A 24,356-nucleotide genomic window follows, 5' to 3' on the forward strand; every position below is an offset into this window, starting at 1 on the left:
AGATATGAAAAAAATCAAACATGGGAAAAACTGTTTTTTTTCACTGCTATGCATGCTGATATTGGTTATAACAACATTTTTTACGCCATTAGCCGGTTCGGGGATTACGGAAGTGAAAGCAGCAGAGGATAATACCTTTAGTGTGGAACTGGCGGATACGGTGGAATCAGGAGAACAGTATATTATTTTGGGTTACTTAGGCGGTGATTCGCCGAGTAATTGCGCGTTATCTACCGATAGCGGCAAGTATGATTCCCAAAGACTTGCGGTGAGTATTGAAACAAATACGGATCCAAAAACTACACCGAATGAACAAGTTACGGAAATCACATTTGAGGATGAAACTGATGCGCAAAAGTGTTTGTGGACGGGGGAAACATCCACAGAAAATGTAGAGGGATTTTATCTCAAAAATAACGATAAATATTTGGAAAAAAGCGAGTATGCGGCATTATATTGGGCGGACAGTTCCGACAATATCAAAGAATGGACGTTATCGGATCATACTTTAAAATCCGGGACTTACAAGATTTCAAAAGCAGCTAGTGATTCATATTTTAATTGCTCCGGAACTTATGACGGAATTTTGTACCATGTGATTTCTGATGATCCGACGCAGACGCACTATTCCATTAGTTTTGAGACAAATGGTGCATCGGATATAGAGGATCAATCTGTTCAGGAAGGAAGGAAAGTTAAAAAGCCGACGGTAACCTATGAAAATCATATGTTGCTTGGTTGGTATACAGATTCGAATTTTACGGAGGAATATGATTTTTCGCAAGCAGTTACAAGCTCCTTTACCCTTTATGCAAAATGGGCTGAGACCGTTTCGGTAAATTTTGAGTCAAATGGGGGCTCTGTTGTTGATTCTTTAAGTATAGAAAAAGGAACAGCAGCAGAAGAGCCAGCAGCACCTACAAAGGAGAATTATACCTTCCTTGGTTGGTATAGCGACAAGGATTTGGAAACGGCATATGATTTTACGAATCAGGTAACAGAGGATCTAACTCTTTACGCAAAATGGGAAAAGCAGCCATTTGTTACCATCGGAGATGGATCCTCATCTACAAAAGATATTCCATATGGTAATTATTACAAAAATTCCACTGCAGAGATGATTTATACGGCGGATGAAATTGGAGGCTCCGGAATAATTAATTCCATAGCATTTTATGTTGCAAATGCGTCTTCCTATTCCACCACTTCCTTACGTGTTTATTTGGGATACACTGAGGCAGAGACTTTCGCGTCCAATACAGATTGTTTGTCTTCAGAGAATCTGACAGAAGTTTATAGTGGAGCCATGACTTTAGGAACATCTGTTGGATGGGAACAGCTGATATTTGATGATCCATTTGAATATGATACATCCAAGGGTAATTTGGTAATTGCAATTACCCATACAGCTAACAGTTATAACTCGACTTTGTCTTACCGATACTCCACAATATCCAATGCGGTTCTTTATCGGCAAAATGACACTAATTCCTCGTATTCGAATATATCTGATTATTCTAACTTCTCCAAGTCGTCAAATCGGCCTAATATCAAAATAGAGATAGTGCCGGATACAGCCACAAAATATACAGTGTCTTTTGAATCCAATGGTGGCTCCGAGATAGAGTCGCTGCAGATTTCGGAAGGAAAAACCTTGAAAAAACCGGCGAATCCAATCAAGGAAGGCTTCTTGTTTGCTGGCTGGTATAAAGATCAGGAGCTAACGCAGGCCTGGGATTTTGAAAATGATACAGTTGCTAAAGACACTATTTTATATGCAAAATGGGGAACTGCTTATACGGTGTCTTTTGATACCGACGGCGGTTCGACTCTTGAAAATATGACTGTTGCAGAAGGTGCTACATTGGATGAGCCGATAACCGAAAAATACGGTTATCGAATTGCCGGTTGGTATACGGAGGAAGAGTTCATAAATCAATGGGATTTTGAAAACACGGTGGTGAATGCGAATCTTACTTTATATGTAAAATGGGAAGAAGTGCCAACCAAATTATATGAAGTTGAACTGGTAGATACCTTGGAAGATGGAGAAGAATACTTTATCACCGGAACTGAAATTACCGGAACCGAGGGCGATTTGGGTTATGCTTTGTCCTGTGATGCCACTGAAAATTCTGCTTCTTGTGAGCCTGTTCGGGCTCTTAAGAAAAACGGCAAAGTATACATCGCTGATGAAACTGCCGGTCTGGAACTAGAGAATTGTAAGTGGGAGGCTACTGCATCCAATAGTGGATATTTGCTTTCTAATACTTGTCAAGATAAAGAGTTGTATATCAATGCCGCATATTCTTCGGGAACCGGATTAAAATTGACGGAAGATGTTCCGGCTTATTATTGGGTACAAAACCAAACAACAGTGAACGATTTAGCAGCAGTGCAATTAAAAAACAGCCTGACATCTTCTTATTATTCTTATTATTTAAATCTTTCCGGCAATACGCCTACATTAAATTATTCCGGAAAGGTTCGATTGTACAAGTTTACAGACAGCACTCTAACAAATTATACTGTTATGTTTGAATCTAATGGCGGAAGTGATGTTGATTCTCAAACTGTAAGAGAAGGAAAACGCGTAAAACAGCCGGAAATGCCGGAGAAAGAAGGCTATTACCTAGAGGGCTGGTTTGCAGACGAAGACTTAACACAGCCTTGGGATTTTTCAGCTAATCGCGTAACGGATAATATCACTTTATATGCAAAATGGGAACCGGCTTATGTAGCTTATATCGAAGAGGCAGCCTCATTGGAGGATGGCGAAAATTATTTGATTTTGAATAACAGTAATTGTTACGCGATGTCTTCTGTGAAGAATGGTTCTTACAACAAAATGGAGAAAGAAGATGTGGCAGTAAACAGCGCACAAGATCAAATAATTTTTAAAAATGAAGAATCCTACAATAAGTGTACTTGGCTTGCAAAAGAGGGAGATAATGAAGGCTATGTTACCTTATACAATAATAATTCCGGAGCAACACAAGTCGGTGCCGGATATTTATGGAATTATTATTCCGGATTATATAACTACCAATACAATTCTAGCGGAATGTCAAAAGAGTGGATGTTGTCTTCAGAATACGGCTTGCTTCCATATGCGTCATCCGCATCTCAATATGCAGTTAAATTCAATGCTTCAAGTAGCTATATGCTTTTTGATGCGGCAACGACCGGCTCTGTGGGGGATGATAAAGTTACTGTCTACAAAATAAAAACATATGAAACTGCGGAACTGCCAAAGACGCTTTCCAATTTGGTATATAACGGACAAATCCAGGAGGGAGTATCCGGCAGCAAAGGTTGCACATTAACTGGAGATACGGCATGTGATTGCGGAATTCATACGGCAACGGCAACTTTGAAAGAGGGATATATTTGGCCGGACAAAAGTCGGGATCCAAAACAGATCACCTGGTTCATTGGTCCAGCTAAACTGACGGCAACATATGAAAGCGAATCAGTTGGCTGCGACAAGTCACCAACCTATTGCATTAAAGTCATAGGTTTCGTAAACAATGAATCCGAAGATACCGTGGAAGAATATAGTGCCCCAACTATACCAAAACCGAAGGAATTAAAGGTAGGAGAACAGTATACATTAATACCAGAAGGCGGAAGCGCAAAAAATTATACTTTCCAATATGAAGAAGGCACACTAACCATCAAAGATCATATATCCGGAAGCACTGTCGTTGAAGATGAAACTGAGGCCGGATACGAAAGAGATGCTTCATACGACGAAGTTGTTTATTGTGCTGCATGTGGGAAAGAATTAAGCCGAAAGACAATTACAAAGGAAAACACCAATTTGAAGTACAAAGCAGAAGAAGCTATTGATGACGCAGATTTGGTTATTCAGAAAGTTTATGAGGAAGAAAATACGGAAAAAGCTTATGAACTGGTAAGTGGCGCAATGGAAAAAGCTTCCGTAGCTTTAAATCAAGCCAAAATTGCAAAGACAGCTGCAGACAGCGAAGAAAATGAAAAAAATAAGACAGAGGCCCAGCAGATGGTTTCTGATGCACTTTCCAAATATGAAGAGTTGGCTAATTACGCAGATGAGCTACAAAAGAAAATTCATAATCAAGCTGTAGAAACTGTAGTTAAAGATGCTGCAGATGATCTGGCTCGGTTAAGTGGCAATGTGGATTCAGAGATTTACACCGATGATTCTTTACGGGAATTTGAAAATAGATATCAGGAATTTATAAAACTAGTGGGATCAAATTACAGTGAGCTGGAGGTTGCAGAAATCACAGAAACAAAGCAAAAGGTGATAGAGGCCTATGAAAACCTGGTATGCAAATCGGCACAAACGATGAAGGTACGCGCAAAGAATATCGCCACGAATTATGCAACTTTAAGAAAGGGTAATCAAAAATATCAGGTATTGAATGTAACCGGAAACAAAGGAACACTTTCTTATAGCAAGTTGCCAGGTTCATGCTCTTATTTGTCTGTCGATGCCTCAACCGGTGTAATTAAAGTGAAGAAAGGAATTCCGGCAGGTGAGTATACCATTAAACTTGGAATCACTTCTTCGTCAACCGGAGATTATAAAGAAGCAACTATTAATACAAGTGTGACCGTGGTTGTAAAAAAGGCTGCACAATCTATAAAGATTATAGGAAAATATAGAACCGTAAAGAGAGCAGAACTCAAAAAATCAAATGTGATAGTTGCAGCAATATCTGTTAAAGGCGGATATGGAAAAAAAAGTTATAAAAAAGTCAGCGGTAGTAAACAGCTGCGCATTGATTCTCACAGTGGAAAGATCACCGTCAAAAAAGGAACAGCAAAAGGAACCTACAAATTCAAAGTGAAAGTTACCGTGAATGGAAATGAGAATTATAAATCTCAATCGAAAAAGGTAATGATTAAAATTACAGTGAAATAGTGAAAGCGTTGTTCGCCCGCAGAACAATCATCACCTTCTAAAAAAATGACTACTTATTCGCAAAAAACGACCTTTTTCTTTGGCTGTATATCAACTATACTGTTAGACATAAATGAATAAGAAACGGAGCCAAAGGCGATATGAAGAATATAGAAAAACTAGCATTAGTACTTGCAACAGTAGCCGTTTTTGTGACATCCGGTTGTGCAGATACAACGAATGAGCAATCGGAACAATCGGATATCAGTACCGCTGAAGTGGAGACGGTGCAGGATGCATCTACACAAATAAGGCAGACTGCGACAAAAGGAAGCCTTGAAACTTTTAGCGGAAAATATCAGGTACAGGATGCAAAAGGTGTGTACTATTATTTTGGAGAAGATGGGATATGCTATTACGTTCAGTCCGGTACATATGAGTTTGAAGAAAATGGAACAAATGTTGATGGAGATGAGGCAGATTTATTGCTTATTACATTTGAAACCATGGAAAACGCATCACAATATGATATTTCCCAAGAAGATGGGGAAATTATTTTGACAACGACTCAGTCCGGAGCAGAATCTAAGACAACGATGAATCTCGATTGTATTGCAGGAGAGGACGGAATATCAGATTTAGAACCATTTGAAGGAATCTATAGGACATATGACGAGGATGCATATCGCTTTGAATTCCATGAAGATGGAAGTTGTTATCTGATTATGGAAGAAGACTATGAGACGGGAGACGATACCTTAACGCTTACAGCGCTTGGTACGAGCCTGACATATGATTATAAAGTTTCGGAAGATACGATTGTGTTAAGTAGTGAAGATACTACCATTGCGGTATTAGTGCCTAGTGAATAAGCCGCATACTATGTTTTTCATTTCATTTTTCCCAAGGGGCTGTCACGATAAAAAGTGGCAGTCCTTTGTGTGCTTTGCACAAAGTGACCTGCAAAAATTTCTAATAAAATGTCATATTTGCATAAGAAAATGTCATTTATAGCTTTGGAAATTCGAAGTATCTTAGAGAAGTAATATAAAACTTTTTAGATACGGAGGGAAACAAATGAGAAGCAAGAAACTTAAAATGTTGATTCGCAGCGCATCAGCAGCTTCGTTGGCTGTTATAACTGCAATTATGCTTGCGGCACCGGGAAGTTCTTCGGTTGTTGCAACGGCAGCAGTAGAAGATGCGGGAGAAGTTGTAACTGCAATTGATTTGACAGCAGAGACAGTAACAACAGCAGATTCGGATGTAGAGACTTACACTGCAAGTATGACATTTGTACAGGTTGACAATGGTACCTATACGGAGCTTTCACTTAAGGATGCTCAAAGTGCAGTAGAGAGTGGAAAGACCGTTAAGATGTATACAAAGTCACATTCAGAAGGCTATGGTTCTGTATGGTCAGATAGTTATGATTATACGACTTACCGTACAGGTATTCAGATCGGTCAAGATAGTGATGTGGCACTTGGAACTGACGGCGTAGGTGGAACATTAGATGGAACGACATTATCTAATTTTTATTTATCATCTACATCTAAGAACTTTAACCCAATTGTAGTTAACCAGTCAAATGCAACATTGGATAATCCGGTAATTGTTGCAGGTAATGCAGACGGTGAGGACAATTCTGATGGAAACGCTGATATAAACGACTTTGTCGGATACGGAACAGCTGTAAATATCTACGGAGGAACGACCACAACAGACGGATCAGCAAATGCGGATGGTCAGACCGGAGGAACAACGGTAACAAGTAATACCTTTAAGACAATGCTTGATTTAAGTAACGGCGGATCTATTACAACATACGGTGTAGCGAGACCTGCGGTAGCTGTAGATAATGGTGGTGACGTTGTAATCAAAGGTGATGGCAATGATAGCACACAGGAAATTGCAGTATATGGAGGAGAAACTTACGATGGATTCTTAAATACAGCAGATACTGTTAAGATGGTCTCTCCACCATGGGTACTTGGTATTGTTGGAAACTCAAGAGCAACCAATATGCTTGGTAAAGGTTCCACAATGGTCGTACAAGATGCAAATGTATATGCTAAGAACTGGGGTGTACTTTCTACTGATTCCGGAAGTGAACCATACTTATATGCAATTAACAGTGATATTGTAATGAATACAAGCTCAGCGAATGGTGCAGTCAGCGGATATGGTTCATATGCAATTGGTAATGCACATGAATATTTCCTTGGTTCAACCTTTGATGTAGCAACATATCTGACAATTGCAGCAAACGGAAATAACAATACTATTACGCTTGGTGCAACAACCAAAAATGAAACAATTAATACTGCTAAGACTATTTGGGATGCAGAGGGTAATACCAGTGTAGATGAAGATTACAATACGGTAACAGCTTCTAAGACGGCACAGACCGTTGTGAATTCCAAGAACTTTGGTATTGATATCTGGGGACAGGCTACTGTAGATGTAAACGATAAGACAACCTTTAATACCAAGTCAGCAGCATTTTTAGTAAAATCTGCAGATGCTACGATTAATATCGGAGAAGATGCTACAATCAATGCAGCAACCGATGCAAATGCAGAGGCTGAAACTGAGCTGAATAATACAGAAAATGGAGTCATCTTCCAGGCAATCGATAACGAAGACGCTGTAGCAGAGGGTATCTCCTTCCCAAATGGATATTCAGGACCGGTATTTAGCGATGCAAGCTATAATGAATCTGAAGGCTGGTTAAGCGGAGAAGGAATGGAAGCATCTCATACCGCTACACTTAACATTGCAGATAAGAATCTTGAAGGTAATATCTACAATGGTACAGGTTATCTTGCAAGTGCGGTAACGGTAAATGTAAATATCGAAGAAAGTGCTTCTGTAACAGGTGCAATTTCTGCAACAACAATTAAGCATACAACAGATGGTGGTAAGACACAGAATACAACAATTACAGAATCTGATTATAACCAGATTGGACATGTAATAAATACAGCAAGTTCTAATGGAGAAAATGATGTAAACTTAACGGTAGATGGAACATGGGTTGCAGATGGAACATCAATTCTTGCATCTCTTACTATTGGAGAAGATGCAACGGTAGTTTATGGTACAGCAACAGATGCAAATGGTAATGTAATTACACTTGAAAAGGGTAAGACTTATAAAGACATTACAATTACAGAAGGTACAAATAAAGCAGTATCTGCCGCATCCGTATCATTAAAGGATAAAACAGCAGTTTACACAGGAAAAGCAATTTCCATTGATACAGCAACTGTAAATGATGATAATACTGGTAAGGTAACATATACCTATTACACAGATAAGGCTTGCACAAAGCTTACCACAAAAGCAAATTCTGGTGCAGCATCTGATGGAGCAGCTCCGGTAAATGCAGGAACTTATTACGTAAAGGCAACCGTTGCGGCTACAGATTCTTATAAAGAAGCAACAAGTACTGCTGCAAAACTTACCATTACAAAGGCTACACAGAAAGTTACCGTAAAGAATGCTTCTAAGACGTACAAAGTAAGTGCACTGAAGAAAAACGCAAAATCATTTAAGGTAACGACAAAGACAACAGCTTCAAATGCAAGTGTAAAATATACAGCAGCTAACAGTAAATCGAAAAAAGTGCTGACAATTAAGCAAAATGGTAAGATTACTGTGAAAAAGGGAACAAAAGCCGGAACATATAAAGTAAAGGTTAAAGTAACAGCTAAGAATTACAAAGCTGCAACAAAGACCATAACAGTTAAAGTGAAAAAGTAGTTTATTTTCCCTAAAAAAAGGGCGCCTGATTCTTCGGGCGTCCTTTTTCAATGGTGCACCGTATGCATAACGATACTTACGGAACTAGAAGCAGGCATAAAGTCGTCACGTTTGCCTGCCAGATTATTTATTTGTCAGATGCTCAATCATGGTAATAATCGTGTCAATAGAATTAAGCTGGTTGGATTCTTCCATTGCAGCCAGATAAGAATCACGGTTATCATACAGCTTCTTAACATGGGAAAGAAGCGTATCAGCAGATAAATCCTCTTCCTTTAAGACCAGCGAGAAGCCTTGTTTTTCAAAGGAAGCAGCATTAAGAATCTGATCGCCACGGCTGGCAGCCGCAGATAGCGGAATCAGAAGATTTGGCTTGTGAAGAGCAAGCAGCTCGCAGATGGCATTTGCACCGGCACGGGAAATCACGATATCGGCAAGTGCGAATAAATCGCGAAGCTCCTGGTTGGCATATTCAAACTGTGCATATCCATTTGTGCCGGATAAAGAATCCTCTAAGTTGCCCTTTCCGCACAAATGGATGATGTTAAACTGCTTTATCAGTTCCGGTAGAATCTCTCGAACCGCTTCGTTGATTTTGACAGAGCCAAGACTTCCGCCAATGATTAAGATCGTAGGAGCGTTTTTGGTAAAGCCACATAGATCGATCGCTTTTTCCTTGCTTCCTTGTAACAATTCCTGACGAATCGGGGAACCGGTAAGAACCGCCTTGTCTTCCGGAAGATGAGAGAGTGTCTCAGGGAAGTTACAGCAGACCTTAGTCGCAGAAGGAATGGCAAGCTTATTAGCCAGTCCCGGAGTCAGATCGGATTCATGAATGATGGATGGAACGTGCAGATGCTTTGCGGCATAGATAACCGGCAAAGAGACGAAACCACCCTTAGAGAAGATGATGTTGGGCTGGATTTGCTTGATAAGACTTCTAGCCTGGGCATATCCTTTCATAACACGGAATGGATCTGTAAAATTCTTCCTGTCAAAATAGCGGCGAAGCTTACCGGAAGAGATTGCATGATAGGGAATATCAAAATTAGACAGTAAGTCTTTTTCGATACCGTTATAAGAACCGATATAATGTACTTCATAGCCAAGTTCTTTCAGCTTAGGATACAATGCAAGATTTGGTGTTACATGTCCGGCAGTACCACCACCTGTTAAAATGATTGTTTTACTCATGAGTCAGGTACCTCTTTTATATTTAATAAGAAATAAAAATTTCAATACAACTATGAAACTATGCGCTGAAAAAGTCAAGTTAGAATTGAAAACAGCAGTATAAATGGTAAAATAAAAGATAAGAAAATGCGGAAAAAAAGGAGCGAATGCACAATGGAACATGTTACCTTAGATGTCTCAAAACTTACTTCCTTTGTAAGAGATGAGGAAGTAGACCATATAAAAATACAGACAGAGACGGCGGCAGACCTTTTAAAAAGCAAGGAGGGTGCCGGAAATGATTTTCTTGGTTGGATGGACCTTCCGGTAGATTATGATCGGGAAGAATTTGCACGAATCAAAGCTGCAGCGGATAAGATTCAGTCAGATTCGCAAGTCCTTATTGTAATAGGAATTGGCGGTTCTTATCTGGGAGCACGTGCAGCAATTGAATTTCTTCGTCATAGTTTTTATAACAATGTGTCAAAGGAGATTCGAAAAACACCTGAGATTTATTTTGTCGGAAATAATATTTCAGCTACATACATGAAACATTTAATGGATGTAATAGGGGAACGTGATTTTTCTATTAATGTCATTTCGAAGTCCGGAACGACAACAGAGCCGGCGATTGCATTTCGTATTTTAAAAAAGAAATTGGAAAAAAAATACGGGGATAGCGAAGCGGCTAAGAGAATCTATGCGACGACCGATCGTGCCAAAGGTGCACTTAAGGTGCTGGCAACCGAAAAGGGGTATGAGACATTTGTTGTACCGGATGATGTTGGCGGAAGATTTTCCGTACTTACGGCAGTTGGCCTACTTCCTATTGCCGTAAGCGGAGCAGATATCGATGAGCTGATGAAGGGGGCGCAGGCGGGAAGAGAGCTAGCGCTTAAGGAAGAATTTAAGAACAATGAAGCAATGAAATATGCGGCATACCGGAATCTCCTTCTTAGAAAAGGAAAGCAGGTTGAGATTCTTGCAAACTATGAACCATCTTGTCATTATATATCGGAGTGGTGGAAACAGTTATACGGGGAGAGCGAGGGAAAAGATCAAAAAGGAATATTCCCGGCAGCAGTTGATCTTACTACAGATCTTCATTCCATGGGACAGTATATTCAAGATGGCGGTAGATTCTTGTTTGAAACTGTCATTAATATAGAAGAATCTCGTGAGACGATTACAATAGAAGAAGAGGAGTCCGATCTTGACGGTTTAAATTATCTGACCGGCAAGACCATGGATTTTGTCAATAAGAATGCGATGAACGGAACGATTCTTGCGCACACAGACGGAAAAGTTCCAAATCTTATGATTAAAGTTCCAAAACAAAATGAATATTATTTAGGAGAACTGTTTTATTTCTTTGAATTTGCCTGTGGAGTGAGCGGATACTTATTAGGTGTCAATCCGTTCAACCAACCGGGGGTCGAAAGTTACAAAAAGAACATGTTTGCATTACTTGGAAAGCCAGGCTATGAGCGAGAAAGAGAGGAATTGTTACGACGTTTGTAACAATTGAAAATGTCATAGTACCGACGGACTAGAAAAGTGCACAAAAAAGTACTGCAAAAACAAGAAAAAGAGGCTGTTGAATTGTGAAATTTGACAAGCCTCCTTCTTTTTGCTATAATTCGCCTGTAACAATTTCGTAACAATTGTAATATTTGTAACAAATTGGAGGACGACAAAACAATGAAAACAAATAGAGGAACGCGTAAAGTAATGAGTACAATTTTAGCGGCATCGATCGTATGTACGATTACAATTGGCAATGCAGATTTTAAAGCATATGCTGAGGAAGAAGACACCGTTTCGATTACGACAGAAGATACAACCGCCGTCGAAGAAGATCTTGTAGATTCTATGCAAGAGATTGCGCAAAATGTACAAGATAATACAGAGCAGGAAGAAGAGACAACAACTGAGACAACGCAGGATAAGTGGGCAACGAGATTGATGGCGGACGTAGAAGATAGCCTCAATGTACGTGCGAAGGCATCTAAGGATTCTGAAGTAGTTGGAAAGCTATATAAGGGAAGTGTTGCTACCATCCTTGAGCAGGGCGAGAAGTGGACGAAGATTAAGTCCGGTAACGTAACGGGATATGTATTAAACAAATATTGTGTTACAGGAGATGAGGCGAAGGCTCTCGCGAAAAAGGTCTGTTCAAAGGTTGCGACGGTAACAACGCAGACACTTCGAGTACGTAAGAAAGCAAAAGAAAGTGCTAAGGTACTTGGATTATTAGCAGAAGGTGATAAGGTTACGGTTGTGAAAAAAGCCAACAACAAAGACGGTTGGGTTGCGATTAAGTATGAAGGCGAGACGGCTTATGTCAGCAGTGAATATGTCAAAGTAAAGACAAAGTACGTAAAAGCGCTGACCGTGGAAGAGGAACAAGAAAAGCTTGAACAGGAAGCAGCACAAGAAGCTGCAGCGCAGGCATCTTCATCAAGTACTACAACGACACAAGGGTCATCGGTAAGTGCGTCCGCTAGTGATGCACAGGTACTTGGAGCACTCATTTACATTGAGGCCGGAGCAAGCTGTTATGAAGGTGAGCTTGCAGTAGGCGCTGTTGTTATGAACCGCGTTAAGAGTAGTTCCTATCCGAACACCATTCAGGGCGTAATCTACCAGAGTGGTCAGTTTGCAACAGGTGCAATCAGTTCCGTTCTTGCAAGTGGAGTGCCATCAAGCTGTTTACAGGCAGCAAATGCGGCAATCAGCGGTCAGGATAATACCGGTGGTCTTAAGAACTTTAGAGCTTCTTATACCGGACATGCCGGAATTAATATTGGAGACAATGTATTTTTCTAAAAGTATTAGGGTCGGTCACAATTGGTGGCCGACCTTTTTTGGGGAAAAGGGATATGTTTACCTGAAAGGGCATAGGAATTGACATTGTGTTGCGTCTAAAAATGGTGTAAAATAGGCATGATTATAAACGATAATGAGGAGGAGAAGGAATTATGTGGATAGCGGTTATTATCATTATAGTTATAGTATTGGTTATTTTTGCATCTTGTATCAAAATTGTGCCACAGGCAAACGCAATGGTAATAGAGCGGCTTGGGGGATATCTTGGAACTTGGAGTGTAGGACTTCATTTTAAGGTTCCATTTATTGATCGAATTGCCAAAAGAGTATTGTTAAAGGAGCAGGTGGTAGATTTCCCGCCACAGCCGGTTATTACAAAGGATAACGTAACGATGCGGATTGATACGGTTGTCTATTTTCAGATTACAGATCCTAAGCTTTATGCATATGGCGTTGAGAATCCGATTATGGCAATTGAGAATCTGACAGCGACAACACTTCGTAATATCATTGGTGACTTGGAACTTGATGAGACCTTGACATCTCGTGAAACCATTAATACTAAGATGAGAGCATCCTTGGATGTTGCAACAGACCCTTGGGGAATTAAGGTGAATCGAGTAGAATTAAAAAATATTATTCCACCACAGGCAATTCAGGATGCCATGGAAAAGCAGATGAAGGCAGAGCGTGAGCGAAGAGAAGCAATTCTTCGTGCGGAAGGTGAGAAAAAATCAACGATTCTGGTAGCAGAAGGTAAGAAAGCATCTGCCATTTTGGATGCGGAAGCAGAAAAACAGGCAGCAATTCTTCGAGCTGAGGCGCGTAAAGAAGCGACAGTTCGCGAGGCTGAAGGACAGGCAGAGGCAATTCTTAAGATACAGCAGGCGAATGCAGACGGACTTAAGTTCTTAAAAGAATCAGCACCGGATCAGGCAGTTTTGCAGCTTAAGAGCCTAGAGGCATTTGCAAAAGCAGCAGATGGACAATCTACAAAGATTATTATCCCATCTGAGATACAAGGACTTGCAGGACTGGCGAAGTCCATTCAGGAAGTTGTAACCGAACAAAAATAAGTATTTGAAAAGAGGCAGACATCATGACACTTACAGGCAGACATTTTTTAAAAATGTTAGATTTTACACCGGAAGAGATTTTGTATCTGGTAGATCTTGCAGCTGAATTAAAGGAAAAAAAGAAAAAAGGAATCGCACATGATGAATTAAGAGGAAAAAATATCGCTTTGATATTTGAAAAAACCAGCACGAGAACGAGATGTTCTTTTGAGGTGGCAGCGCACGATTTAGGCATGCAGGTGACGTATTTGGATCCAAGTGGCTCACAAATCGGCAAGAAAGAAAGCATTGCAGATACAGCAAGAGTGCTAGGACGCATGTTTGATGGAATCGAATATCGCGGCTATGGTCAGGAAATTGTAGAAACACTTGCCCAAAAGGCAAATGTTCCGGTATGGAATGGTCTGACAAACGAATCGCATCCGACACAGATGATTGCAGATATGCTTACGATAAAAGAACAGCTTGGACGATTAAAAGGCGTGAAGTTTGTTTATATGGGAGACGCCCGTTACAATATGGGTAATTCACTGATGGTAACTTGTGCGAAGCTGGGAATGCATTTTGTGGCATGCACAAATAAAAAATATTTTCCAGAGCAGCAGCTGGTAGATACCTGTATGGAAATTGCCAAAGACACCGGTGCGACGATTACACTTACAGAGGATGTTAATGAGGTGGCAGGAGCTGACGTACTTTATACAGATGTCTGGGTATCCATGGGTGAGCCGGATGAAGTATGGAAAGAAAGAATTGACGATCTTCTTCCATACCAGGTGAATCAGGATGTGATGAATAAGGCTGGTAAAGATGCCATCTTTTTACATTGTCTTCCGGCATTTCATGATTTGAATACGACAATTGGAAAGCAGATCTATGAAAAATACGGACTCGATGCGATGGAAGTTACGGATGAGGTATTTGAAGGACCGCAATCTCGCGTATTTGAAGAGGCGGAGAATCGTATGCATACCATTAAAGCCGTTATGTATGCAACCTTAAAATAACAGCTCGAGGTAAATGCGAAGGAGCAGTAGGACATGAAGACAAAGATATTGGCTGAACTTAGAAGAGCATCAGGATATGTATCGGGACAGGCTCTATGTGAGGAGTTTCATGTATCAAGAACCGCTATCTGGAAAGCGATAAATACGTTAAAAAAGGAAGGCTATGAGATCGAAGCTGTACAAAATAAGGGGTATCGGTTGGTTCGGGTACCGGAGATCCTTTCGCAAAAGGAATTGGAAAGCATTCGTCAGACAAAATGGCTTGCATCGGAGTATTACTATTTGGATGAGACGGAATCAACCAATATGGTTGCCAAGAAATTGGCCGAAGAAGGTGCAGCGCATGGAACCGTGGTGGTTGCCGGAAGGCAGACTGCAGGCAAGGGTCGACGCGGCAGAGTTTGGGAGACACCACCAAAGACTTCCATTTCTATGACGTATGTGTTAAAGCCGGATATGATGCCGGGCAATGCATCTATGCTGACTTTGGTGATGGCAATGGCGGTAGTTCGAGGAATAGAATCTCTAACAGGATTAGAAGCAAAAATCAAGTGGCCGAATGATGTTGTCATCAATGGAAAAAAGGTCTGTGGTATCTTAACGGAGATGAGTGCGCAGATGGATTATATTAACCACATCGTGGTCGGAACAGGCATCAATGTGTTAAATGAAGAATTTTCAGATGAACTTAAGGATAAAGCAACATCTATTTATCTAGAGACGGGTAAGAGTGTCCAAAGAGCCGGGCTGATTGAAGCAATTAATCGTCAGTTTGAGCATTATTATGAAATCTTTATGGAAACACAGGATATGAGTGTATTGGCAAAGGAATACAATACACTTTTGGTAAATCTTGGTGGTCAGGTTCGCGTAGAAGGTGGCAAAGAGCCATACGTTGGAAATTCTAGGGGAATCACACAACGCGGTGAGTTGATTGTAGATACCTGGGAGGCAAGACGGCTTGTATCATCGGGAGAAGTATCTGTGCGAGGAGTTTACGGATATGTATGATTATAATGTGCTTTGCGGTGCAAGTTCGTACACAAAGCAATTTTATTTAAATGAACAGTTTGAAGGCCTTCCGGAAGGCATCAAGGAAGAACTAAAGATTATGTGCGTCCTTTATACGGAAGATGTTGGAGGTGTGTTGACACTTCGATTTGATGAAGACGGCACCTTGTTATTTGATACAACCTATGAAGAGGATGATTACTTCTATGATGAGATAGGAAGCGTTTTAAAGATAAAGCAAATGCAAAAAAACAAGCAAGAGCTGCTAGAAAGCCTTGAGACATATTATAAAGTATTTTTTCTGGGCGAGGACTTTGATGAGGAGTAGACATGTTACTGACAATTGATGTAGGAAATACGAATATTACTTTAGGAGTATTCAAAGATAGATTTTTACTTTCCCAGTTTCGACTGACTTCTAAGATGGCACGTACATCAGATGAGTACGGCGTGATTATCTGCAATCTGTTAGAGCACAATAATATTCCGATCAGCGAAGTGGAAGATGTGATTGTAGCATCGGTTGTACCAAATGTCATGCATTCTTTACTGAGTGCAATTATAAAATATATGGATATTAAACCGGTAGTAATTGAAGCCGGAATCAAGACGGGAATACGTATTGCTATAGAGAATCCGCGGCAACTTGGTGCAGACAGAATTGTCGATGCCGTTGCGGCCTATGAGTTGTATGGTGGTCCGGTTATCGTAATTGATTTTGGAACAGCGACAACCTACGATATGGTCGATAAGGATGGAACCTTCTTCGCGGGAGTAACGGCGCCGGGACTTCAGACATGTGCAAATGCCTTATCCGGAGCTGCAGCAAAGCTGCCGGATGTAGAGATTACAAAACCGAAAACCATATTGGCGCAAGAAACCATTACCAGTATGCAGGCGGGACTGTTTTTCGGTCAGGTTGGACAGACGGAATATATCGTAAAGAATATGAAGGCAGAGTCGAAGCTAGATGATGTTAAGGTCGTTGCGACCGGTGGACTTGGCACAATTATTGCAAATGAAACCGATGTTATTGACATCTATGATCCGACCTTAACTTTGCATGGTATGCGTTTGATTTATGAAAAGCAAAAGCGTAGACCGAAACGGAGGAAAGCGTAAGATGGCAGTTATCCATCCACTTTTGATTGGAGATGTACAATTAAAGAACAATCTTGTTTTGGCACCGATGGCAGGCGTAAGCGACCTGCCATTTCGTTTGCTATGCGCCCGTATGGGAGCCGGTCTGGTATGTATGGAAATGGTCAGTGCAAAGGCGATTTTGTACAAAAATAAAAATACGAAAGCGCTTATGCAGATGGAGAAGGAAGAAAAGCCAGTCTCGCTGCAGTTATTTGGGTCTGACCCGGACATTCTGGCGGATATAACGGCAAGAGTCAGTGAACTGGATTATGATTTTATTGATTTTAATATGGGCTGTCCTATGCCTAAGATTGTAAATAATGGCGAAGGCTCTGCTCTTATGAAAGAGCCAAAACTGGTCGAAGAGATTCTGACCAAGATGGTAAAAGCCTCTAAAAGACCGGTTACGGTAAAGATTCGAAAAGGATTTAACGATGAGCAGGTAAATGCGGTTGAAATTGCAAAGATTGCGCAAAGTTGCGGTGTGAGCGCAGTTGCCGTGCATGGACGAACGAGAGAGCAGTACTACAGTGGCAAAGCTGATTGGGAAATTATTCGTCAGGTGAAAGAAGCACTTACCATCCCGGTGCTGGGAAATGGTGATTTGTGTGTTGGTGATGATTTAAAAAGAATGCAGGAAGTAACCGGTTGTGATGGTTATTTGATTGGCAGAGCGGCTCGTGGTAATCCTTGGATCTTCCGGCATTTGTTAAGTTGGGCGCAGACCGGGACTATGCCGCCAAAGCCTACCGGTGAAGAAGTTGTGGAGATGATTTTGGAGCATGCAAAACTTCAAATTCAGGTTAAGGGCGAGTTTACAGCAATTCGTGAACTACGAAAGCATGCAGCATGGTACACTAGCGGTTACCCCAACTCGGCACAGCTTCGTGCGAGGGTCAATGAAGTGGAGACATTTGAAGAGTTAAAGGCCTTATTTGGTGAGCTTTCCATGATGCATATTCGATGACATGGAAATGCCTCAAATGCCCGTAAATATGCGGAATTATTGACATTCAAATACCTATCTGTTATAATACGTTAATTGTCAACAGATAATAATATTTTCTGAAAGGGAAAAGGATTAATTAGCAATGGGAACAAAGATGACGATGACATCTGATGGCCTCAAAAAGCTTGAGGATGAGTTAGAAGAGTTAAAAGTTGTACGAAGAAAAGAAGTTGCACAGAAGATTAAGGAAGCTAGAGAACAGGGTGACTTATCTGAAAATGCGGAGTATGATGCAGCAAAGGATGAGCAGCGTGACATCGAAGCTAGAATTACTCAGATTGAAGAGATTCTTAAGAACCTTGATGAGAACTCTATCGTAGATGCAGACGAAGTAGACCTTGATAAGGTAAGTGTTGGATGTAGCATCAAAATCCTGGATATAGAATTTAATGAAGAAGAAGAATACCAGCTGGTTGGTTCAATTGAAGCAAGCTCTTTAAAGGGTAAGATTTCTAATGAGTCACCACTTGGAAAGGCACTGATTGGTTCTAAGGTCGGAGAGACTGTCAATGTAGAAACTCCGGACGGCGATCTGATTAAGTATAAAGTATTAGAAATTGCGAAAGCATAAGAGGTAGATAAGACATGGCACAGCAGAACAATAAGCAAAACGGACAACAGGATATCAATCAGCTTCTAAAGGTTCGTCGTGAAAAGTTGGCGAATCTGCAGGAAGCCGGTAAGGATCCGTTCGTTATTACAAAATATGATCAGACACATCATTCAGATGAGGTAAAAGCTCTTTACGAGGAGCTCGAAAAGAAGGTTCTTGGTGACAGAAAAGCTCCGAATACAGAAGGACTTGAGGAAGCTGAGGCTCGCAAGGTCATTAAGGAAGATTATAATGAAAAGCGTGAAATCATGGATGCACAACCTATCCGCGTATCAATTGCAGGTCGTATGCTGTTCAAACGTGTCATGGGTAAAGCGTCATTTTGCAACTTACGCGATTTAAAGGGCGATATTCAGATCTATGTGGCGAGAGATGCTATTGGTGAAGAATCCTACGCGGACTTTAAAAAATCCGACATCGGAGATATTTTTGGTGTGAAAGGATACGCATTCCGTACCATGACAGGTGAGATATCCATCCATGCAGAAGAGATGATTTTATTATCAAAATCGCTTCAGATTCTTCCAGAGAAATATCATGGTTTGACGAATGTAGATCTTCGTTATCGTCAAAGATATGTTGATTTAATAATGTCTCCGGAAAGCCGTGAGACTTTCGTTAAGCGTTCTAAGATCTTAAGTACAATTCGTCGTTTCTTAGACGCTAAGGGATTTATGGAAGTGGAAACACCAATGCTTGTTGCCAACCCGGGTGGAGCTGAGGCGCGTCCATTTGAAACACATTTTAATGCATTAAATGAAGACTTAAAGCTTCGTATTTCTTTGGAGCTTTACTTAAAGAGACTGATTGTCGGTGGCATGGAGCGTGTCTATGAAATTGGTCGTGTATTTCGTAATGAAGGTCTTGACACCAGACATAATCCGGAATTTACTTTGATGGAACTTTATCAGGCTTACACGGATTACAATGGTATGATGGACTTGACAGAAGAAATGTATCGTCATATCGCACAGGAGGTCAATGGTTCTACGACCATTACGTATAATGGCATCGAGATGGATCTTGGTAAGCCATTTGAGCGTATTACCATGACGGATGCAGTTAAGAAGTATGCAGGTATCGATTTTAATGAAGTAAAGGATACCGAGGAAGCAAAAGCGCTTGCTCGTGAAAAGGGAATTGAATTTGAAGAGTGGCACACAAAGGGCCATATCTTAAGCTTGTTCTTCGAGGAATTTGTTGAAGAGCATCTGATTCAGCCTACCTTTGTCACCGATCATCCAATTGAAATCTCACCTCTTACCAAGAAAAAGCCGGAGAATCCGCAGCTGGTTGAGCGTTTTGAGATGTTCATGAACGGCTGGGAGATGTGTAATGCATACTCTGAGCTGAACGATCCAATCGATCAAAGAGAACGATTTGCACAGCAGGATGCCAACGCGGATGCGGGTGATGAAGAAGCCCAGCATACAGACGAAGACTTCTTGAATGCACTTGAAGTTGGTATGCCGCCTACAGGTGGTATCGGATATGGTATCGACAGACTGTGTATGCTGATGACAGATTCACCGGCGATTAGGGATGTACTTCTCTTCCCGACTTTAAAGAATCAGAACAACAGTTCTGTTCCGAAGAGTTCCGAGAAGTAGTTCAATCGCGTCAGCTTGAGTACGAAGTATTACATATAGACCCTAAACAGTCCGTATTAGTACGACACGCATTGTTACAAATATGCAAAACATAAGGGACACATGTGAAGCAATATGCAAAACAATTTGTTGTCCTTTGTGTCAAATAATTTCAATTTAATAACTATCTCAAACAAGGAACAACTTGTATGAGAATCATTAAAGACATTTCAATTAGTAGAAATACTAATCGGGATGTCTTTTTTGTTTTCTCGAACCTTACAAAAATCAAAAGAAAGGAAGTGAGGATGTGGGAAGAAAAAAGGTTAAGCCACCACAGATTGATTATCTCAAAGAGTATGCAGTGCCGAGATTTGTTACTGAAGAATCGATTTGCGAGAAATACGATTTGTCTGGTGTACAGTGCCGAAAAATGGCAAGAGCTGCGAATGCGTTTTTTGAAATAAGAAAAGCTCAGCTAATTGATAGAACAATCTTTGAGAAGGTTTACAAGGATCAGTTAAGAGAAAGAAAACGTCAGATGCAGACAGAACTTGTGCTTGAGAAAGTTAAGAGTTATGAGCCAGTAAAGAAAGAGTACATGCGCTACCAGGAGGCGGCCGAGTATTTTTCAATGAGTATGACATGCTTTAAAGCACTTGCTAAGGAAGCAAATTCAATTAGAAGAATTGGAAACATCGTACTTATTAATATTGATGTGGTTATAGACTACATCGAAGAAAACTTTGGAGGTTGATGAAATGGAGGAAAGAACAAAACCGGATGCCTTATATGCTGAGCCGGTTAAGCGAAGAAAAATATATGTCAGGATTCCTGAAGGGGCAGAAATATATTCGATGTGTGAGCATTCATTTCGGGATTTGGCGGGTGAAGCGCATGCGGTAAGAAAAGTTCATGGGACATGCTTGGTTAACACAGTAGTGCTGAGCAAATATATTGAGCAGATTTACGGATAGGAGGGTCTATATGTCTTATAAGAGAACAAAGGTAGAGTCATTAGATATCAAAGTAAACTCCGGTCAGAAGAAGTATGTCCGCTATAAGGAAGGTGCTGACCTATACTCCATTGGGATTCATGGATTTCAGCAATTAGCGAAAGAAGCTGGGGCTGTAAGGAAGATTAATGGAGTATGTCTAGTGAACGTAGAAGTTTTGAATGAATACATAGAGACAATGTATGGATAAGGAGGAAAGAATGAGAAATACAGCGTTAGATGCAGCTCATATGGTTGCAAATATAGAAAATGAGGATAAAGGAGGAAGAATGATAAAGATTCGAGTACAGGGTACAAAAGAAGATATTAACTGGCTTGAAAAGCAGATTCGTACTTTAAGAAAAGTGCAGGTCACAGAGTCATCAGAGATTTATAAAAATCAGGGAACTAAGAAATATTTTAGAAAATACATGGAAGTAGAAAAAGAAACAACTACAGAGAGCAAATAAAAGGAGAGCAATCGTATGAGTAAGATTTTAGTGTGTGCCAATGAAAAAGGTGGCGTAGCAAAGACAACAACAACAGTAAATTTAGGGATAGGACTAGCGAAGAAGGGGAAACGTGTTCTTGTAATAGATAATGATCCTCAGGGCAGTCTTACAGTAGCATTAGGATTTCATAATCCAGGACAGATGGAATATACAATGACAACTGTTTATAACAATGTCATCGATGAAGTGGAGTTCGATCCAAGAGAGGCTATATTGCATCATAAGGAGGGTGTAGACCTTTTACCGGCAAATAACATGTTAAATAGTATTGAGACTGCTTTGATTAATGTTATGGGCAGAGAAACAATACTAAGCGATTATATAGGAATGGTGAAGGATGACTATGATTATATCATTATAGACTGTTCACCGAATTTAGGTATGCTTACGCTTAATGCCTTGGCGGCTGGTGACGAGATTTTAATCCCAGTTCAGCCTACATTTCTAGCAGTAAAGGGATTAGAGGAATTACTAAGAATTATTTTCCAGATAAAGAGAAAAATTAATCCCAAATTAGAAATTAAAGGGATTCTACTTACTATGGTAGATGCGAGAACAAATTATGCAAAAGATATAGCAGAAATGCTTAATAATGCATATGGAAAAGACATCAATATTTTTAAAAATAAAATTCCGCATTCTGTAAGAGCGGCAGAGGCTACAACGGTTGGGAAAAGTATTTATGAATATGATCCCAAAGGAACAGTAGCAACAGCGTATGAAGCATTAACACAGGAGGTAATCGCGTAATGAGTAGAAGAAATATATTAGATGGAGCAAGTTTATCGGCATTTGAACAGGTAAAAGGTTCAAGTGCGATTGAAGAAGGAGTACATAAAAGTACGGAAGGACAGATTGTGGAATTGCCATTAAATGAACTGCATGAGTTTAAGAATCATCCATTTAGAGTTATAGATGATGAAAAAATGGCGGAGACTGTTGATAGTATAAAAGAATATGGAGTATTAGTGCCAGGAATTGCAAGACCAAGACCAGAAGGCGGTTATGAGATTCTGGCTGGACATAGAAGAAGACACGCATCAGAGCTGGCAGGCAAAGAGACAATGCCAATGATTATTAAGGATGTATCAGATGATGAAGCAGTCCTTATTATGGTTGATTCCAATATTCAGCGAGAGGAATTATTACCAAGTGAAAAAGCAAAGGCGTATTCGATGAAATACGAGGCTTTAAAGCACCAGGGAGTAAATGGTGGTAGAAGTCTCGATAAGATGGCTAAAGAGGCTAGAGAGGGCGCTAAAACGGTGCAGAGGTATATTTCCTTATCCAAGCTCGTTGAAGAGCTTATGAAGCTTGTAGATGATGGCAAGTTAGGGATTGTTCAGGGAGTGGACTTTTCACAGCTAACAGAAGAAGAACAGAAGATTCTGTATGTTGTGTTAAGTGATATGAAGTGTAGCGTATCTACCGAACAGTCAGGAAAGATTAAGGAGATTGCTAAAGCAGGGAAGTTTACAAGAGAATCGGTTCTGGGAGTCCTCGTTGTGGTTAAACCTAAGGTAAGAAAAGTAACTTTTAATGCAAAGAAGTTAGATTCTTATTTTGATTCTACAATGACGAATGAAGATATTGAGGAGTTAATAATCAGATTACTTGACGAATGGAAAGAGAGAGGAGGTGTAGACTAATGGGGAAACTGGATTTGGATTATTACTATGGTAAAGAGTCAGAACAGTTCACATTTTATCGTTTACCTAAAGCATTAATCACAGATTCGAGATTTAAGGATGTTACTAATAACGCAAAGCTATTATATGGTCTTATGCTTGATAGAATGTCTTTATCAAGAAAGAGAGGTTGGCTTGATGATGAGAACAGGGTGTATATTAAATATGCTATTACTAGTATTGCAGAAGATTTAAACATTGCAAAGAATACTGGGGCTTCTTTATTAAAGGAGCTCCAGGATGTTGGCTTGATTGAAATGATTCAGCAGAATGGAAAAGCCAATATCATTTATGTGAAGAATTTCATTTCGGAAAATAAGGCAGTCGATGAACCTATTGTTCCGAATGATAGCCAGAGCAGTACCAAATTAGAACCGGATAAAAAAGAGGACCAGTCCAATATTTGTACCGGCTCAAATCTTGAACCGGTTGAAAATACGAACCAGTCCATATTAAGTGCTGGTAATCCATATGAACCGGATAATTTTTCGCGCCGGATAAGACTTAGTAGGGGTACCGTCTCAAATATTGAACCGGTACCAGCGCAGAAATTGAGCCCGAATAATATACTAGATAATAATAAACTTAGTGAGACTAATCCTATCTATCCATCAGGCGAAGCAAACGTCACTAGACAGATTGATGCGATGGATGAAGCATCAGCATACATGGAAATTATCAAAGATAACATTGATTATGATATTATGATGAGTGACAAGTCATGGTCAGATAGAAATCTATATGACGAATTGTTTAATATTATTTGTGATGTTGTTTGTGTTCCAAGAAAGACAATACGTATTGGCGGAGAAGATTATCCATATCAGTTGGTTAAGAGTAAGTTCTTAAAGCTGACATCAAGCCATTTACAGTATGTTATTGGATGCATAAGCAATAACACAACTAAAGTAAATAACATCAAGGCATATCTGATTACATCGCTTTATAATGCGCCAAATACAATGGATCATTATTACACTGCAGAAGTAAATCATGATTTATATGGTGTTGGTTAAAGAATAATAGCTTGTGGTCACGATGACCACAAGTGA

The 24,356-nt window shown here is 40.2% G+C and carries 21 protein-coding genes; 20 read left to right on the top strand and 1 reads right to left on the bottom strand.

The window, feature by feature from the left end:
* Positions 1-4 precede the first annotated feature (4 nt).
* The 3 genes from BLS20_RS00395 (at position 5) to BLS20_RS00405 (ending at position 8,659) form a co-directional block, all read left to right on the top strand.
* Positions 5-4,912 (top strand): InlB B-repeat-containing protein, encoded by a 4,908-nt coding sequence (locus BLS20_RS00395; protein ID WP_090170827.1) that lies wholly within the window; start codon positions 5-7, stop codon positions 4,910-4,912.
* Between the two features lie 140 nt (positions 4,913-5,052).
* Positions 5,053-5,763: a hypothetical protein gene (locus BLS20_RS00400; RefSeq protein ID WP_090170830.1), complete on the top strand. Its 711-nt coding sequence runs from the start codon at positions 5,053-5,055 to the stop codon at positions 5,761-5,763.
* A gap of 205 nt (positions 5,764-5,968) precedes the next feature.
* Entirely contained in the window at positions 5,969-8,659 is a 2,691-nt protein-coding gene (locus BLS20_RS00405; RefSeq protein ID WP_090170834.1) for a hypothetical protein, read from the top strand.
* 123 nt (positions 8,660-8,782) lie between these two features.
* On the opposite strand, the gene BLS20_RS00410 is transcribed toward BLS20_RS00405, so the two are convergent.
* Positions 8,783-9,853, bottom strand: coding sequence for an undecaprenyldiphospho-muramoylpentapeptide beta-N-acetylglucosaminyltransferase (locus BLS20_RS00410; protein WP_090170837.1), 1,071 nt, complete (start codon positions 9,851-9,853; stop codon positions 8,783-8,785).
* Between the two features lie 153 nt (positions 9,854-10,006).
* Here BLS20_RS00410 and BLS20_RS00415 point away from each other — a divergent pair, with 153 nt between their 5' ends.
* From BLS20_RS00415 to BLS20_RS00495, 17 genes are all read left to right on the top strand, one after another.
* The gene (locus BLS20_RS00415) at positions 10,007-11,353 is read left to right on the top strand and encodes a glucose-6-phosphate isomerase (protein WP_090170840.1); all 1,347 of its coding nucleotides are present in this window, start codon (positions 10,007-10,009) and stop codon (positions 11,351-11,353) included.
* A gap of 180 nt (positions 11,354-11,533) precedes the next feature.
* Positions 11,534-12,661, top strand: a complete 1,128-nt coding sequence (locus tag BLS20_RS00420) for an SH3 domain-containing protein (protein WP_090170844.1) — start codon at positions 11,534-11,536, stop codon at positions 12,659-12,661.
* A gap of 152 nt (positions 12,662-12,813) precedes the next feature.
* Positions 12,814-13,737, top strand: a complete 924-nt coding sequence (locus BLS20_RS00425; protein WP_090170850.1) for an SPFH domain-containing protein — start codon at positions 12,814-12,816, stop codon at positions 13,735-13,737.
* Between the two features lie 23 nt (positions 13,738-13,760).
* Complete coding sequence (gene argF, locus BLS20_RS00430; RefSeq protein WP_090170853.1) at positions 13,761-14,744, top strand: ornithine carbamoyltransferase; 984 nt, start codon at positions 13,761-13,763, stop codon at positions 14,742-14,744.
* A gap of 33 nt (positions 14,745-14,777) precedes the next feature.
* Positions 14,778-15,755: a biotin--[acetyl-CoA-carboxylase] ligase gene (locus BLS20_RS00435; protein WP_090170856.1), complete on the top strand. Its 978-nt coding sequence runs from the start codon at positions 14,778-14,780 to the stop codon at positions 15,753-15,755.
* On the top strand, positions 15,748-16,083 hold the full coding sequence (locus BLS20_RS00440; RefSeq protein WP_090170859.1) for a DUF6145 family protein: 336 nt from the start codon (positions 15,748-15,750) through the stop codon (positions 16,081-16,083). Before BLS20_RS00435 ends, BLS20_RS00440 begins: the two co-directional genes overlap by 8 nt.
* A gap of 2 nt (positions 16,084-16,085) precedes the next feature.
* Complete coding sequence (locus BLS20_RS00445) at positions 16,086-16,877, top strand: type III pantothenate kinase (RefSeq protein ID WP_090170862.1); 792 nt, start codon at positions 16,086-16,088, stop codon at positions 16,875-16,877.
* Positions 16,837-17,865 (top strand): tRNA dihydrouridine synthase DusB, encoded by a 1,029-nt coding sequence (gene dusB / locus BLS20_RS00450; RefSeq protein ID WP_341443165.1) that lies wholly within the window; start codon positions 16,837-16,839, stop codon positions 17,863-17,865. Before BLS20_RS00445 ends, dusB begins: the two co-directional genes overlap by 41 nt.
* 124 nt (positions 17,866-17,989) lie before the next feature.
* Entirely contained in the window at positions 17,990-18,478 is a 489-nt protein-coding gene (gene greA / locus BLS20_RS00455) for a transcription elongation factor GreA (RefSeq protein WP_090170868.1), read from the top strand.
* 14 nt (positions 18,479-18,492) lie between these two features.
* On the top strand, positions 18,493-20,130 hold the full coding sequence (gene lysS, locus BLS20_RS00460; protein ID WP_090170871.1) for a lysine--tRNA ligase: 1,638 nt from the start codon (positions 18,493-18,495) through the stop codon (positions 20,128-20,130).
* A 289-nt stretch (positions 20,131-20,419) separates the two neighbouring features.
* Positions 20,420-20,866 carry a DUF6462 family protein gene (locus tag BLS20_RS00465; RefSeq protein WP_090170874.1) on the top strand — a complete coding sequence of 149 codons (447 nt, stop codon included), beginning with the start codon at positions 20,420-20,422 and terminating at the stop codon, positions 20,864-20,866.
* A 4-nt stretch (positions 20,867-20,870) separates the two neighbouring features.
* Positions 20,871-21,086: a DUF6462 family protein gene (locus BLS20_RS00470; protein WP_031558055.1), complete on the top strand. Its 216-nt coding sequence runs from the start codon at positions 20,871-20,873 to the stop codon at positions 21,084-21,086.
* Between the two features lie 10 nt (positions 21,087-21,096).
* Positions 21,097-21,315 (top strand): DUF6462 family protein, encoded by a 219-nt coding sequence (locus tag BLS20_RS00475; RefSeq protein ID WP_031558054.1) that lies wholly within the window; start codon positions 21,097-21,099, stop codon positions 21,313-21,315.
* A 10-nt stretch (positions 21,316-21,325) separates the two neighbouring features.
* Positions 21,326-21,574 carry a hypothetical protein gene (locus BLS20_RS00480; RefSeq protein WP_341443166.1) on the top strand — a complete coding sequence of 83 codons (249 nt, stop codon included), beginning with the start codon at positions 21,326-21,328 and terminating at the stop codon, positions 21,572-21,574.
* Between the two features lie 15 nt (positions 21,575-21,589).
* A complete protein-coding gene (locus BLS20_RS00485; RefSeq protein ID WP_090170875.1) occupies positions 21,590-22,366 on the top strand; it encodes a ParA family protein in 777 nt (258 codons plus the stop codon).
* On the top strand, positions 22,366-23,265 hold the full coding sequence (locus BLS20_RS00490) for a ParB/RepB/Spo0J family partition protein (protein ID WP_090170878.1): 900 nt from the start codon (positions 22,366-22,368) through the stop codon (positions 23,263-23,265). Before BLS20_RS00485 ends, BLS20_RS00490 begins: the two co-directional genes overlap by 1 nt.
* Positions 23,265-24,320: a DUF6017 domain-containing protein gene (locus BLS20_RS00495; protein WP_090170881.1), complete on the top strand. Its 1,056-nt coding sequence runs from the start codon at positions 23,265-23,267 to the stop codon at positions 24,318-24,320. Before BLS20_RS00490 ends, BLS20_RS00495 begins: the two co-directional genes overlap by 1 nt.
* Positions 24,321-24,356: the final 36 nt, after the last annotated feature.

Source organism: Eubacterium oxidoreducens, assembly GCF_900104415.1.
GTDB lineage: Bacteria > Bacillota > Clostridia > Lachnospirales > Lachnospiraceae > Eubacterium_C > Eubacterium_C oxidoreducens.

Bases quoted from the DNA above. Each gene is read 5' to 3' on its own strand.
- BLS20_RS00490 (WP_090170878.1), top strand. From the start codon at position 22,366: ATGAGTAGAAGAAATATATTAGATGGAGCAAGTTTATCGGCATTTGAA.
- greA (WP_090170868.1), top strand. From the start codon at position 17,990: ATGGGAACAAAGATGACGATGACATCTGATGGCCTCAAAAAGCTTGAG.
- BLS20_RS00420 (WP_090170844.1), top strand. From the start codon at position 11,534: ATGAAAACAAATAGAGGAACGCGTAAAGTAATGAGTACAATTTTAGCG.
- BLS20_RS00395 (WP_090170827.1), top strand. From the start codon at position 5: ATGAAAAAAATCAAACATGGGAAAAACTGTTTTTTTTCACTGCTATGC.
- BLS20_RS00425 (WP_090170850.1), top strand. From the start codon at position 12,814: ATGTGGATAGCGGTTATTATCATTATAGTTATAGTATTGGTTATTTTT.
- BLS20_RS00415 (WP_090170840.1), top strand. From the start codon at position 10,007: ATGGAACATGTTACCTTAGATGTCTCAAAACTTACTTCCTTTGTAAGA.
- BLS20_RS00445 (WP_090170862.1), top strand. From the start codon at position 16,086: ATGTTACTGACAATTGATGTAGGAAATACGAATATTACTTTAGGAGTA.
- lysS (WP_090170871.1), top strand. From the start codon at position 18,493: ATGGCACAGCAGAACAATAAGCAAAACGGACAACAGGATATCAATCAG.
- BLS20_RS00470 (WP_031558055.1), top strand. From the start codon at position 20,871: ATGGAGGAAAGAACAAAACCGGATGCCTTATATGCTGAGCCGGTTAAG.
- BLS20_RS00480 (WP_341443166.1), top strand. From the start codon at position 21,326: ATGAGAAATACAGCGTTAGATGCAGCTCATATGGTTGCAAATATAGAA.
- argF (WP_090170853.1), top strand. From the start codon at position 13,761: ATGACACTTACAGGCAGACATTTTTTAAAAATGTTAGATTTTACACCG.
- BLS20_RS00400 (WP_090170830.1), top strand. From the start codon at position 5,053: ATGAAGAATATAGAAAAACTAGCATTAGTACTTGCAACAGTAGCCGTT.
- BLS20_RS00485 (WP_090170875.1), top strand. From the start codon at position 21,590: ATGAGTAAGATTTTAGTGTGTGCCAATGAAAAAGGTGGCGTAGCAAAG.
- BLS20_RS00495 (WP_090170881.1), top strand. From the start codon at position 23,265: ATGGGGAAACTGGATTTGGATTATTACTATGGTAAAGAGTCAGAACAG.
- BLS20_RS00410 (WP_090170837.1), bottom strand. From the start codon at position 9,853: ATGAGTAAAACAATCATTTTAACAGGTGGTGGTACTGCCGGACATGTA.
- BLS20_RS00405 (WP_090170834.1), top strand. From the start codon at position 5,969: ATGAGAAGCAAGAAACTTAAAATGTTGATTCGCAGCGCATCAGCAGCT.
- BLS20_RS00435 (WP_090170856.1), top strand. From the start codon at position 14,778: ATGAAGACAAAGATATTGGCTGAACTTAGAAGAGCATCAGGATATGTA.
- BLS20_RS00440 (WP_090170859.1), top strand. From the start codon at position 15,748: ATGTATGATTATAATGTGCTTTGCGGTGCAAGTTCGTACACAAAGCAA.
- BLS20_RS00475 (WP_031558054.1), top strand. From the start codon at position 21,097: ATGTCTTATAAGAGAACAAAGGTAGAGTCATTAGATATCAAAGTAAAC.
- dusB (WP_341443165.1), top strand. From the start codon at position 16,837: ATGAAAAGCAAAAGCGTAGACCGAAACGGAGGAAAGCGTAAGATGGCA.